The organism is Fulvivirga sedimenti (assembly GCF_020328055.1).
Genome location: NZ_JAIXNE010000004.1, coordinates 1,194,016 through 1,207,236 on the forward strand (window position 1 = coordinate 1,194,016; position 13,221 = coordinate 1,207,236).

At 45.5% G+C, this 13,221-nt stretch carries 12 protein-coding genes; 7 read left to right on the forward strand and 5 right to left on the reverse strand.

Features of this window, described 5'->3' with window-relative positions:
• Nucleotides 1-57 precede the first annotated feature (57 nt).
• Genes LDX50_RS23270 through LDX50_RS23280 form a run of 3 tightly spaced genes read left to right on the forward strand, consistent with a single transcriptional unit; the run spans nt 58 to nt 4,543 of the window.
• Nucleotides 58-2,286 (forward strand): TonB-dependent receptor, encoded by a 2,229-nt coding sequence (locus LDX50_RS23270; RefSeq protein WP_225698609.1) that lies wholly within the window; start codon nt 58-60, stop codon nt 2,284-2,286.
• Between the two features lie 35 nt (nt 2,287-2,321).
• Nucleotides 2,322-2,918 carry a hypothetical protein gene (locus LDX50_RS23275; protein ID WP_225698610.1) on the forward strand — a complete coding sequence of 199 codons (597 nt, stop codon included), beginning with the start codon at nt 2,322-2,324 and terminating at the stop codon, nt 2,916-2,918.
• A gap of 50 nt (nt 2,919-2,968) precedes the next feature.
• Nucleotides 2,969-4,543, forward strand: a complete 1,575-nt coding sequence (locus LDX50_RS23280; protein ID WP_225698611.1) for an amidohydrolase family protein — start codon at nt 2,969-2,971, stop codon at nt 4,541-4,543.
• Between the two features lie 2 nt (nt 4,544-4,545).
• Here the strand turns inward: LDX50_RS23280 and LDX50_RS23285 are convergent, their stop codons facing one another.
• From LDX50_RS23285 to LDX50_RS23300, 4 genes are all read right to left on the reverse strand, one after another.
• A complete protein-coding gene (locus tag LDX50_RS23285; protein ID WP_225698612.1) occupies nt 4,546-5,190 on the reverse strand; it encodes a DUF2461 domain-containing protein in 645 nt (214 codons plus the stop codon).
• A gap of 30 nt (nt 5,191-5,220) precedes the next feature.
• Entirely contained in the window at nt 5,221-7,500 is a 2,280-nt protein-coding gene (bglX, locus tag LDX50_RS23290; RefSeq protein WP_225698613.1) for a beta-glucosidase BglX, read from the reverse strand.
• Between the two features lie 125 nt (nt 7,501-7,625).
• Nucleotides 7,626-8,246 (reverse strand): hypothetical protein, encoded by a 621-nt coding sequence (locus LDX50_RS23295; protein WP_225698614.1) that lies wholly within the window; start codon nt 8,244-8,246, stop codon nt 7,626-7,628.
• Between the two features lie 80 nt (nt 8,247-8,326).
• Nucleotides 8,327-9,031 carry a porin family protein gene (locus tag LDX50_RS23300; RefSeq protein WP_225698615.1) on the reverse strand — a complete coding sequence of 235 codons (705 nt, stop codon included), beginning with the start codon at nt 9,029-9,031 and terminating at the stop codon, nt 8,327-8,329.
• A gap of 163 nt (nt 9,032-9,194) precedes the next feature.
• Between LDX50_RS23300 and LDX50_RS23305 the strand changes: the two genes are divergently transcribed.
• From LDX50_RS23305 to LDX50_RS23320, 4 genes are read left to right on the forward strand one after another with little or no spacing between them, the layout of a single operon-like run.
• Complete coding sequence (locus LDX50_RS23305; RefSeq protein WP_225698616.1) at nt 9,195-10,055, forward strand: TraB/GumN family protein; 861 nt, start codon at nt 9,195-9,197, stop codon at nt 10,053-10,055.
• A 27-nt stretch (nt 10,056-10,082) separates the two neighbouring features.
• Entirely contained in the window at nt 10,083-10,535 is a 453-nt protein-coding gene (locus tag LDX50_RS23310) for an RNA polymerase sigma factor (RefSeq protein WP_225698617.1), read from the forward strand.
• A complete protein-coding gene (locus LDX50_RS23315; protein WP_225698618.1) occupies nt 10,528-11,142 on the forward strand; it encodes a hypothetical protein in 615 nt (204 codons plus the stop codon). Before LDX50_RS23310 ends, LDX50_RS23315 begins: the two co-directional genes overlap by 8 nt.
• A 59-nt stretch (nt 11,143-11,201) precedes the next feature.
• On the forward strand, nt 11,202-12,095 hold the full coding sequence (locus LDX50_RS23320; protein ID WP_225698619.1) for an SMP-30/gluconolactonase/LRE family protein: 894 nt from the start codon (nt 11,202-11,204) through the stop codon (nt 12,093-12,095).
• Nucleotides 12,096-12,311: 216 nt separating this feature from the next.
• On the opposite strand, the gene LDX50_RS23325 is transcribed toward LDX50_RS23320, so the two are convergent.
• A complete protein-coding gene (locus tag LDX50_RS23325) occupies nt 12,312-13,196 on the reverse strand; it encodes a hypothetical protein (RefSeq protein WP_225698620.1) in 885 nt (294 codons plus the stop codon).
• Nucleotides 13,197-13,221 lie beyond the last annotated feature (25 nt).

Consider the following 13,221-nt stretch of genomic DNA (forward strand, 5'->3'; position numbering starts at 1 on the left):
AGACTTATCTAATTTATTTTTTAGTTTTGTTATTATATTATTTTACGTCAAATCGAAATGCGGTTTATTTTCTTATTCTTTCTTCTCATAACCACGCTGTCCGGATTCTCCCAGCAAATCTTACGGGGCAGTGTAGAGGGAAAAGAAGGTCCCGTACCGGGAGCAACAATCCGACAGTTGCCGGATGGGGGAATGACCGTCACAGATAGCCTGGGAAAGTTCCGGTTGGAAATTGCCGATCAGAATATCATTCGTATAGAAATTCGCTCCCTTGGGTATAAGTCAGTCCTCAAGGAAATTCTCCCGGCATCAGATGAAAAAATAAAAATATTGCTTGAGGAAAGTTCTCTGGGGCTTGATGAGGTGGTCATTACCGGTACACTCCAGCCCGTATTCGTATCCCAGTCGGCGATTAAAACCGAAGTACTCACCACCAAACATTTTAATACGTTTATGCCTTCTGCTTCCAACAACCTGGTAGACGCCATGTCGATGGTGAATGGCGTCCAGGAGGTAGTTTCCTGCGGGGTATGTTTTACGAATAGTTTGAGTATTAACGGACTTCCGGGTCAGTATACCTCGATTCTCATCGACGGAACCCCCATGTACGGCAACCTGGCGTCTGTCTATGGCCTGAATGGTATCCCGGGTATCATGGTAGATCGGGTGGAAGTGGTTAAAGGCCCGGGTTCAACGCTGTATGGTTCAGAGGCCCTGGCGGGAGTGATCAATATCATTACAAGAGATCCTGCTAAGCAGCCAATACTCACGGCAGACGTTATGGGCACTACCCATGGGGAAATGTTCTTTAATACGGCCGTGTCTGGTAAACTGAAAAAAATTTCAACCTATTCCGGACTCAGCTACAGTGGGATGCACCAGTATATTGATGAAAACAGGGACGGGTTCGGGGATATTATTAACATGGACCGCATCGCGATTTTCAGCAAATGGGAGGCACAGTTGCCGAAAGATCAGAAATTAAGCGTGTCGGCAAAGTTCATGACAGAAGACCGAAGGAATGGCGTTCAATCCTTTCTGGAGAACCATAATTCATTACGAGGCAACGATACAATTTATGGCGAGAGTATCCAGACAGAACGGTTCGAATTATTCGGAAGCTTTACCGGCAACCATGGATATAAAATCGATTACTCCTTCAGTATTCATGACCAGAACAGTTTCTACGGCAGTGACCTGTATGAGGCAAAGCAACAGATTGGTTTCATCAATGCCTACAGAAGACTGGAATCCGGTCGGCATGCTATCCTGGCCGGTGTAACTTCTCGCTATCAGTATTATGACGACAATACGGTAGCGACACCCGGGGGTGCCGACAAACAATTCATTCCGGGAATATTTATCCAGGATGAACTTGCTCTTTCACCTTCCCTTACCTTCCTGGGTGGCCTGCGCACAGATTATTATGAAAAACACGGACTAATCTTTTCGCCAAGGTTTAATGCGAAATGGAAAGCAGGTGACTGGACTACTTTGCGGGTCAATTCAGGCACAGGATTCAGACTTGTAAACTTATTCACCGAAGACCATGCCTTTGTAACCGGGCAGCGGAGCATTGAAATCAGGGAAGAGCTGAAACCCGAACGTTCCGCCAATATTTCACTCAACCTGAATCATATCCTCACGATGGGCAGCAGTCAGGCCAGCGTGGATTTTGATGTGTTTTACACGCACTTTACCAATAAGATAATTCCTGATTATTCAGATCCCGGGAAAATTATTTATGACAATACCGCTGGTCATGCCCAAACCGGTGGGGTGAGTTTCAGCTGGACACAGGAATTCATATTTCCCCTTCAGGTGATGGCAGCAGGCACCTTGCTGCGGTCGACAGAGACCGGCGAAGAGGGCATCAAGGAAAATCTGCCATTCGCCCCTGAATGGTCGGCCCTGCTGAATATCAGTTATACCATTCCTCGTTCCAACTGGATCTTTGCCTGGTCGGCCACCTTTACCGGTTCTATGTTGCTTCCTGAGGTTTTTGATCTCGATGAACAGGGTCAGCCAATGGCTGATCCAAGACCCAGAACCTCCTCTCCTTTTCAGATTCATAATATTCAGATCACCAAATCCTGGAAGAACCTCAGACTATATGGGGGTGTGAGTAATATTTTTAATTTCACTCAACCGGTTTCACCCTTATCGGGACTGAATGATCCTTATTCCAATCCGGGTTTCAGCAATTTTTTTGATACCGCCTATTCGTATGCCCCTATTCACGGCAGGGAATTTTTTGTAGGAATTAACTGGAGTCTCTTCAAATAATTTTTCTACCTTATGTGGCTAAAAAATCGTTGCCCATGGCTACACTCAAGGAGACAATAAAAGAATTGATTCGCGATATCAAGCGGGATGAACTTTACTTTTACAATGATAATCGCTGTTTCAAATTTATTGAAGCCAATCCGGAAAATACAGATCTGTTAGTTATCAATGAGAAGATCAGTGCCATGAACAACGGCATTATCGACCTGCACTATGTGCCCTCGATGGCTAAGCACATCCAATCATTGCATATAGATCCATATCTTCAAAACAGTGAACTTGAAATCGTTCCGCGCATTTCGGCATTACTCCCGGATAAGCCTTACGAATTCAGAAAACTGGCTTCAACGTACTGCAATTTTCATTTTCCGGATGTTTATCCGGTACAATCGGATATTGCAGAAAAAATAATGGGGCTTTACACCCAGCATATTCAAAACAACGGGCATCCAACATCAGTACTGAGCTATTCGGATTTTAAGATCGTAACAGATCATTTTTCCTCAACCTATGACCTGCAAGCTTTCGACTATTATGAACTGGAGAAATTTCTGTGGCTGAAGTCAAGGATGATCATCGAATTTCTGGAAAATCCAGACCGTGATTCGCAATTCGATCCGCCGGCCAAATAATAATCCCTTAGTATCAATTCGTCATTTTGTAAATTCCCAAAAAACATCTTATGAAGGCATTTTCATTAATTGCATTATTAATTCTACCATTTCTCACGTTCGGCCAGGTGACAGACGCACCGGAGCGGACGGAGGGAGAAGGTCCGTGGCCACAGCTAATCATTCGGGGCGTAATGATGATTAAAGGAGACGGCGCTCCACCCACCGGGCCAGTGGATATTGTCGTTCGCAATAATCGCATTGAACAAATTCGAATTGTTGGGTATCCCGGGGTTGCGATCGACCCCGATCGCCGGCCCAAGCTGGAAAAGGGAGGCAAGGAACTGGATGCAACAGGTATGTATCTCATGCCGGGCTTCATCGATATGCACGGCCATATCGGAGGGTCAGCACAGGGAACACCTGCAGAATATGTTTTCAAACTTTGGATGGCGCACGGCATCACCACGATCCGGGATCCATCAGCGGGAAACGGACTCGACTGGGTTCTTGACCATAAACAAAAGAGTCAGAAAAATACAATTACTGCGCCGCGAATACTGGCTTATACATCGTTCGGACAGGGAAGTACCTCTCCAATCAGTACACCGGAAATGGCGCGCGAATGGGTGCAGAATAATGCAAAAAACGGTGCCGACGGGATTAAATTCTTTGGTGCTGCCCCGGATATCATGGAAGCGGCATTGATGGAAAACAAAAAACTGGGATTGCGTTCTGCATGTCACCACGCGCAGATGGATGTCGCGCGATGGAACGTACTGAATTCCGCCCGCGCGGGACTTACCTCCATGGAACATTGGTATGGCTTGCCGGAGGCATTGTTTACCGACCGGACGGTACAGAACTATCCGCTGGATTATAATTACAATAACGAGCAGCATCGTTTCGGCGAGGCAGGGCGTCTTTGGCAACAGGCCGCAGCGCCATATACCGAAAAATGGAATGCCGTAATGAATGAATTACTGGAACTGGATTTCACGCTGGATCCTACTTTTAACATTTATGAGGCGAGCCGGGATCTGATGCGTGCTCGCCGTGCAGAATGGCATGAAGACTACACCCTGCCCAGTTTATGGCGTTTCTATCAGCCAAGTAAAATATCACATGGGTCCTACTGGCATTTCTGGGGCACCGAGGAAGAAGTAGCCTGGAAAGAAAATTATCGACTCTGGATGACCTTCATCAATGAATATAAAAACCGGGGTGGCAGGGTAACGGCCGGATCTGACAGCGGTTTTATTTTTCAACTATATGGATTTGCCTATATCCGCGAACTGGAATTACTGCGCGAAGCTGGATTTCATCCTTTGGAAGTCATTCGCTCCGCTACGCTGAATGGCGCCGAAGCGCTTGGTCTTGACAAGGATCTGGGCACAGTGGAAGTTGGCAAACTGGCAGATTTTGTCATTGTCGAAGAAAATCCACTTCAAAACCTGAAGGTATTGTATGGAACTGGTGCCATAAAGCTAACAGATGAAAACGACGTAGTTCGTGTGGGTGGTGTAAAATACACGATCAAGGATGGTATTATCTATGACGCCAAAAAGCTGCTTCAGGATGTAAAAGAGCTTGTGGATGCATCGAAGGAAGAAGAAGGTTTTGAGATTAAACAGCCTGGCTTCTGAACTCAGTATAATACCGCACGGTTCAGGTAATCCCTGAACGGCATCATTACCTTATACAATTCCACAACTTTATCCTGAAAATCGGGATGGCAAACCTCTTGCCGGGTAACTGTATGCATCACCGCGAAACTTTTGTAACGCAAAAGTTTGATGTGCGGATGATCCTGCGTAAACCCTTTTGGAGAAGTCTTTAACAGATCCTGTTCAAGCACAAAATTTGCCTTAAAGCGTTTCTCATCCAGTATGGATTGGAGCACATCTCCGTCGTAATCAATGGCCTCCCGAATTTTTGACAGGATGGATGAAGGAGGATGGTAGTAGCCTCCGGCAACAAAGGACTCCTCCGGTCCGATATGGATATAAAAGTCACTTTTCTCCTTAACCCGATCCATGGTTGCCCCAATGTGTTCCTTATAAGTGGGCCGGTCGGGATGGAACATCAGGTTATTATTGATGCGATGGATGGCGCGTTTCCCCTCCGTATGATCATAGGACGGATCAATTTCCGCCAGCCGCGCATCCAGGTCATCCAGCCATAGAATATATGCATCGCGAACCTGATTGTATTCAGCACGATGCTCATCCATCCAGGTCTTATTATTATTCACCCGGAGTTTTTCCAGGAATATATACAGATCTTTCATCATGATCTGAACGCCCCCGATTGTAAAAAGTTTCTAGTCAAAAAAGAACGTTGCGAATTCCTCAACATCTGAATTACCGCCGATAAACACCCGGAATTCACCCTTTTCTGCCTTTTTCTCAAGGTTCGCATGAAAAAATGCCAGCATCTGAGGCGTTATATCAAACGTTACCTCCTTACTTTCACCAGGAGCCAGGGTAACTTTCTTAAACCCTTTTAATTCTTTGATTGGCCGTACAATGCTCGCCTTCAGATCGCGAATATATAACTGTGCGATCTCAGTACCGTCACGGTCACCCTTGTTGGTGAGCATCACACTTACAGTTATATGGTTTCCACTCCGTACTGTATCATCACTTACTGAAATTCCAGAGTACTCGAATTGTGTGTAGCTGAGTCCGTATCCAAACGGATACAGCGGGGAATTCTCCACATCCCTGTATTTTGACAGATAAATACGCTCTGTAGGTGGTTCAGAGTAATCGCCCAAATAAGGTCTTCCCGTATGGGGGTGATTGTAATAAATCGGCACTTGTCCGACATTTCTTGGAAAAGTGATCGGTAATTTGCCCGAAGGATTATAGTCACCAAACAGGACATCAGCTGCAGCATGTCCGGATTCTGATCCCAGCGTCCATACACAAAGGATTGAAGGTATATTCTCATCGAGCCATGAAAGATCGAGGGGTCTTCCTGTCATCACCATCACAACAATTGGTTTACCGGTCTTTGTAACCTCTTCAAGCAGGGCAAGCTGATTGTCCGGGATTTTTATATTCGTCCGTGATGCCGCTTCACCATTCATCACCGCACTCTCACCCAATACCATTACAACAACATCCGAACGACGGGCGGCACTCATTGCTGAAGAATATCCGGCTTTTGAATCGTCATACATTCCGCAGCCTTCGGCATAGATTACGTTATTTTCTCCTGCCACTTCCTTGATCCCGTCGAGGAAGGTCACTGAATGTTCTTGCTCTCCAAAGAACGACCAGGTACCATTCATATCGGCATGGCTATCGGCCAACGGGCCAATGACCGCAATCTTTTTACCGGTTTTTGGCAGCGGAAGCAGATTATTTTCATTTTTCAGGAGTACAATGGATTTTCTGCCTGCATCACGTGCAGCCGCCAGATGCTCAGGGGTACGAATCTCATTTTTCTCCCGTTCAATTTGCGAATACTTGTACGGATCTTCAAAGAGCCCGAGATCCCATTTCAGTTCCAGTACCCGGCGAACTGCCTGATCTACCAGCTTTCCATCCAAACGTCCCTCACGCACAAGTGCCGGAATGAACAACTTATAGTAATCACTCATCATATCCATGTCGACACCCGCTTCAATTGCCTGCACAGTGGCCTGTTCAGGATTTACCGCATAGCCGTGATCAACCAATTCCCCGATAGAGTTCCAGTCGGAAACAATCATTCCATCAAAACCCCACTCACTTCGAAGAATCTGGCGCAATAATTTCTTATTTCCCGTGGCAGGAATGCCGTTCACATCATTGAATGCAGTCATAATGGTTGCGGCTCCCGCTTCAATCCCGGCCTTGTAGGGAGGCAGGTATATCTCACGCATTTTTCGTTCCGACATATCAACGGTATTGTATTCCTTCCCCCCATCGGGCGCACCGTAAGCAGCAAAGTGCTTGATACACGCAGCCATCGTTCTGGCATCGTCGAGTGATGTCCCCTGCAAACCGCGCACACGGGCTTTGGTTACCTGGGCTCCCAGGTATGGATCTTCGCCGGCCCCTTCCGCAACCCTGCCCCAGCGGGCATCGCGTGTAATGTCAACCATCGGGGCAAAATTGAAATTAATGCCTACTGCGGTTGACTCAATGGCAGAAATACGTTCTGCGGTTTCAATTGCTTCCATGTCCCAGCTCGCTGCAGAGGCAAGAGGAATAGGGAACACCGTTTGGAAACCATGAATCACATCGGCACCGAAAACGAGCGGAATGCCCAGTCGTGATTCCTCAACAGCGATGCGCTGTAGTCTTGCGGTATACGCGGCACCGTGAATATTAAAAAGACCTGTAATGCTTCCATTTCGAACCAGGCTGTCAAATCTCTCGGATTCCACAGTACGGCGGGTCGGCCCCGTATTGAACATATCCCCTACATAGAGGTTTAACTGACCTGCTTTTTCCTCAAGGGTCATAACTGTGATCAGGGAATCTATCTTTTGGGTTCTGGCACTTTTTTCAGTGTCTGACTGAGCCGAATCTCCTGTACATCCAACAATGCCAATCAGCAATGTGAACACCAGGCTGCCTGTGAGTAATGTGCGTTTTACGGGTATCATGTTGTTTCTGATGATGAAGGCAGCAATATAGTGAAATCACCCCTTAATTGGGAATGATAATCATCAACATAAAAAAGCCGGCACATATGCGCCGGCTTCCTAACTAAACCAAATTGAAGAATAGCCTAATAAATCCAGTCGAAAGACCCGTTGAAGCCTATGACTGAATTTGACGAATTCGGATCATCCTCATTTCGCAATGCGAAAATGAATTCTCCCGCTATCCGGCGAGTATCAGTATTGAGCCGCGTGATCTTTAACTCAAAATAGGTATCACCGCCAGGCCGTGTTGAAAATACAGTATTGCCACTGCCTATCTGCGTGCCAAATACCATTTCGGCATAGTTTTGCGGACTGTCTTTGCTGCTGTAAGTCCTGCCTTCTTCCAAATCATCGACAAGGTACAGCCGAAATGCGCGTGCATTCTGCTCGGCTGGCTGCGGGTCCCGTGTGATATAAATATCTATGTTACCCGGGGGTGCTCCATAGACATTAATGTTGTTCGCATTGTTGAGGGTAATGGTTGGATCGGGGGATACATTATTAAATTCCAGTGCTCCGGAAGTAATGGTTGAAGATGGATTCCACAGCTGGCTTTGAAGGTCATTGAGATTTACTCCAGCCTGCTCTGTTTGCCATTCAAAGGCGAACAGCGTCAGGTTGAGTGTATCGTCTTCGTTACATGCTTCAATTGTGAATAGCGTGATCAATGCCATGGCTGGCAGGATAAGATAAATCTTTTTCATGGTGTTCGGGTTTAATTATGAACAATGGCTGGGTGATTTGGCGGATATTCGAGCAAAAATTCGCCCAATCGATATAGTGATCAGTCGTCCCTGTTATCCTTAATCACATATCCCACGGAAAGCTTAAGAACACCATTTTTCACCTTGTAATACTTGTCATTTCCATCTCCACCGTCGTAATCATATCCTTTGGCGATGTCGATAAGTCCTATATCATAGCCCAGTTGGAGATTTATGCCATTGGCCAGTTCATAGGCCACTCCAATCGGAAGTGCCAGATCGAACCCACGATAGAAATCCTTTACATCCTCATCTTCCTCCAGTCCGAGGGCATCAAGAACTTCCTGCGTGGCATCATTCTTAACCTTGGCGCTCAGCAGGAAAGAGAATTGCGGTCCGGCAAATACGGAGATCGATCCATTGATGTGAAAGTGGACTAACACGGGTATGTCGATATAGCCCAGCTTCTTTTTATAGGTAATATCTGCCATCATGATCTCATTCGTCTGAAAGTCATAGATTTCAGTTTGTCCCTCATACTTCGGTCCCTTGGCAGAATAGAATATACCGGGCTGAATGCTGAGATTATCAAGGAGATAATAATCCAGATAGAGACCCAGGTGAAATTTGATCTGGGCTGTAGGGTCTACATTGGCCTCACCCCACTCTTTTACTTCACTTCCTGTGAAGTTGGCAAGGCTGGGTCCCAGGCGCGCTCCGATACGGAATTGCGAAAATGCCAGTATTGGTGCCAACACGATTGTAAGTAGTATAATCCTTTTCATGGTTTTCTTGTTTTGGTTATCAAAAGAATTGTCGATAGATGGGACTCAAGTTAGAAATGCCATATCCGGCTTTCAACCACATATAAATGTGGGCAGGTAAAAAAAATTGGGGAAATTGTAATTTCAGAAACCCATTCGATACTAATCAGAAAAAACTACCCTTATGAAACGAAGAATAATATTCAGCATATTGCTGGCATTTGCCGGAAGCGTCCTTCACGCACAGGAAACATCACTTTTATGGAAAATCACAGGCAAGGACATCAAGGATTCCTACCTTTTCGGCACCATACACCTGCTTTGTCAGGATGATTTCTACCTTCCGGAAACGGTAAAGCAATCCCTGGCCACATCAGAACAGCTGGTCCTTGAGCTCGATTTCGACGACCCGAACATGTATGCAGATATCCAGAAGTATATTATGCTTGAAGACGATCAGTCATTAGCCGATATGCTTACAGAGGAGGAAATGATTGCCTTTAAATCTTTCTTTACCGAACGGATGGGTATGCCGGCAGACAACCTGGTAAAGATCAAACCATTCATGCTGATGAGCATGATCATGCCCGTGGTGCTCGAATGCCCCCCGGCTTCCTATGAGCAGACACTTGTTGGCCTCGCAAAAGAGAACGAACAGGAAGTAATCGGATTGGAAACGGTAGAAGAGCAAATGGACGCCATTGATTCATTTTCACAGGATGAGATGGCAGATATGCTGATGGAATACATCGTTGATATCGATGATATGAAAGCGGATTTCGGACAAATGGTAGCTGCTTACAAAAAACAGGACCCCGAATTATTGCTCGAATTCATGAATGAACAAGTCGCTGAATCGGGCATGGAGGACTTCAATGAGATCATGCTGGTCAATCGCAACAAGCGTTGGATCGATCGTATCCCGGCGATTGCTTCAGAGAAAAGCACATTCTTTGCCGTAGGTGCCGGCCACCTTGGAGGTGAGGAAGGCGTGATCAAATTATTGCGGAAAGCAGGTTATACTGTCACCCCAATCACCGAATAAACATTGGAAGAAGCACAGTTTCTTTTAATGATTCAGCAACACTCCGGGATTATCCGCAAGATCCTGTATCTGTACGCGGATAATCCTGAAGATCAGGCAGACCTGCACCAGGAAATCCTGTATCAGGCCTGGAAATCAATCGACAGGTTTAAGGGGAATTCGAAATTCTCGACCTGGCTGTACCGTCTGTCGCTGAATACTGTGCTGACTCACAAACGCAAGAACAGTCGTTTAAAAAAAGAACCCATGAATGAATCTCATGAACAATCTGTCCTTTATCCTGAACCAAGTGACAAATCAGATCTCCTTTGGAACGCCATAAAGAAGTTGGGAGATATCGATAAAACACTGATCAGTTTGCATCTCGAGGATTACTCCAACGATGAAATAACAGAAATCCTGGGTATCAGCAAGAATCACGTCGCTGTAAAACTGCACCGGATCAGGCAACAACTTGAAAAACAACTCTCAAATGTCTGATCTGAAATTACTTTGGGAAACGGCCAAGGAGCGACACGGAACTGAAGATATCATCAGCCGGGAAATCGTTCACGAAGCAATCAAACGGAAATCCGGAGGCGTTATGGATAAATTACGCAAATCGGTATTATACAAAATGTGGTTCTCTGTTTTCTCATTTGCGCTGCTGATTCCATTCATCATACTTTCAGACGATTTTGCCGTAATCATTTTGCTGACTGTGGTAGAACTGGCCATGCTTGCCGGTGTATTTTTCTTCTATAAGGAACATAAAGAACTGAAAAAAGATATCGATATCACTGCCAACCCCAGGGATGTTATGACACGATTCTCGGCAAGAATCCGCCGGGTTATACATTATGAAGAGATGATAGGCCTTACAATGTATCCGCTCTCGGCCTCGGCGGGTTTCATAATAGGTGTGAATGCAGATCCTGATATTGATCCCTTCTTTAATGAATGGCATGAGTGGGTGATCTTTTTTGTTGTTATTGCCATCTTAACCCCGCTTTGCCACTGGCTTACCAAATGGATGAACAGGATCACATTCAAGAAGTTGCTCAACCGGCTGGAAGAGAATATTCAACAATTAGATACCTCAACCTAACATGTTATGATTTGATGTGTTAATTTCGGTGAACAGTTCCATTTTTACTTAAAAGTATTATGACAAAGGGCATACTAACATTTTGCATATTCATCGCGTTCATTACCGGTTGCGGAAACCCGGATAAACAGGAAAACCAGGAAGAAATTAATAATTCAGAAGAAATAACATCGGAAATTGATGTTCCCCTCTCACCTTCCCTCACAATGGTTTGGGAAACGGATACTGTACTCACTACCGTTGAATCTGTTCTGTTCGATCCGGGCAGCGAAATCCTTTATGCCAGCAACATCTCCGGGAATCCTACTGAAAAAGACGGAATCGGGTTTATAACCAAATTGTCGAAATCAGGTGATATAATCGAATTGGAATGGGTAAAAGGCCTTAATGCACCCAAAGGAATGGCAATTACGGGCAATAGACTATACGTTACCGATATCGATGCGCTTGTAGAAATAGAACTTGCCAGCGGGAAAATTGTAAATACCTATGCTGTGGAAGGTGCTGAATTCCTGAATGATGTAACCACCCATAATGGTATCATATATTTCTCAGACATGAGTACCGGGAAAGTACACTCGCTTGAAAATGGGATGGTTGACACTGTTCTTGAAGGGCTCGAAAGCATCAACGGACTAGCGATCGATACAAATGGTGTTTTGATCGGCCTTGATGCCGAAGGATTGAGAAGATATGCTCAGGAAGCTCCCGTTATGATCAACGATGGTGTTACAGGTGGCGATGGCTTGATTGTACTGGATGCCAACACGTATATAGCGAGCCGATGGCAGGGTGAAATCTACCTCATTAAAGACGGTCACGAATATTTATTGCTGGATACCAAAGCCCAGCAGGCTAACACGGCTGATATCGGATTCATTCCGGATCAGAATGTTATTCTGGTCCCAACGTTTTTCAAAAACAAGGTTGTTGCTTATCGGCTCAATTATTAAGGGGTCTGCAGGATTATTTCCGTGGTTAATGGCAATCAGTGGGTAGTATTTTCTTTGCTGCCAAAATGGCGAATGGCAACCAATATGACCCCTGCCAGGACGGCTAAGAGCAGCAATTCATTCAATCCGATGAGATTCCACCAATGCATGTAACAATATAGAGAGATATTTACCCCTTTACATCACCCAAATTGGGTGATTTTCCATACAGGTAAATTAGTTGCAGCGCAAGGAATAGCCAGCATAGTAGCGCTCATCATTTGCATAGATTTTTTCCTCTTCGATGCGCAGGACAATCTCCAGAGGCAATAGTTTTTTGTCGTTGAATTCCAGCCTGAGAATCGTTTGCGGACCTTTTCCCCGGACAGACCAGGTACCTCCATTTTTGCCTTTGTAGTCACTGCCATTCTGCTTGAACCACCCCGATTGTTTTACCTGCGATCGGAAAGTTCCGTTTACACACAAGTCGATCGTATTCTGTTTCTTGGAAAACTCCATCAGTTCAAAGGCTACGAGCGTTTTGTTCGCCAGAAATCGCTGCCAGTCAAAATCCGAATATATATTGGCTTCTCCCGGCTCCGAGAACTGACCCGATCGCATCAGCGAAAGCATCTCATCCCGGATCCCTTCAAAAAACTGGGAAGGCGTAATCATGAAAAGGGAAACGCACGGACCGAATCCCCCGCATTTTCCAATGATAAATCCACGGTAGGATTTATTAATATTCTCACCTTCCGCTGTCACTTCCGAAAAGATCATATCACCCTCCTTTTGAACATCAGCAGCTTTGATCCTGATGCCATCGGTAAGATTACCACCCTGTTCCCATGCTGCCTCGAGGGTTTCAAGGTTACTGTTCTCCCGGGCCAGAAGCACAACTTCACCGCTCGTGCCGTCGTTCTTCGCCAACGCGAATACTTCAGTACCCTGCGGCAGGAAACCCGACCATTCCTGAGGTATGGTGGCCGTAAATCCATATTTGGGTGAATTGATGGTTTCACCCGATTTATAAAGTACACCGGGTTTAATGCGATCGGTATTTTGTGCCGACACGGTAGCAATGCACAAAGTAAAAATTATAAGGACAGGGGTAATCTTCATACTTCAATAATTAGATATGGAAATT

Bases quoted from the DNA above. Each gene is read 5' to 3' on its own strand.
- LDX50_RS23300 (WP_225698615.1), bottom strand. From the start codon at position 9,031: ATGAAAAGGATTATACTACTTACAATCGTGTTGGCACCAATACTGGCA.
- LDX50_RS23305 (WP_225698616.1), top strand. From the start codon at position 9,195: ATGAAACGAAGAATAATATTCAGCATATTGCTGGCATTTGCCGGAAGC.
- LDX50_RS23275 (WP_225698610.1), top strand. From the start codon at position 2,322: ATGGCTACACTCAAGGAGACAATAAAAGAATTGATTCGCGATATCAAG.
- bglX (WP_225698613.1), bottom strand. From the start codon at position 7,500: ATGATACCCGTAAAACGCACATTACTCACAGGCAGCCTGGTGTTCACA.
- LDX50_RS23270 (WP_225698609.1), top strand. From the start codon at position 58: ATGCGGTTTATTTTCTTATTCTTTCTTCTCATAACCACGCTGTCCGGA.
- LDX50_RS23295 (WP_225698614.1), bottom strand. From the start codon at position 8,246: ATGAAAAAGATTTATCTTATCCTGCCAGCCATGGCATTGATCACGCTA.
- LDX50_RS23285 (WP_225698612.1), bottom strand. From the start codon at position 5,190: ATGATGAAAGATCTGTATATATTCCTGGAAAAACTCCGGGTGAATAAT.
- LDX50_RS23280 (WP_225698611.1), top strand. From the start codon at position 2,969: ATGAAGGCATTTTCATTAATTGCATTATTAATTCTACCATTTCTCACG.
- LDX50_RS23325 (WP_225698620.1), bottom strand. From the start codon at position 13,196: ATGAAGATTACCCCTGTCCTTATAATTTTTACTTTGTGCATTGCTACC.
- LDX50_RS23320 (WP_225698619.1), top strand. From the start codon at position 11,202: ATGACAAAGGGCATACTAACATTTTGCATATTCATCGCGTTCATTACC.
- LDX50_RS23315 (WP_225698618.1), top strand. From the start codon at position 10,528: ATGTCTGATCTGAAATTACTTTGGGAAACGGCCAAGGAGCGACACGGA.
- LDX50_RS23310 (WP_225698617.1), top strand. From the start codon at position 10,083: ATGATTCAGCAACACTCCGGGATTATCCGCAAGATCCTGTATCTGTAC.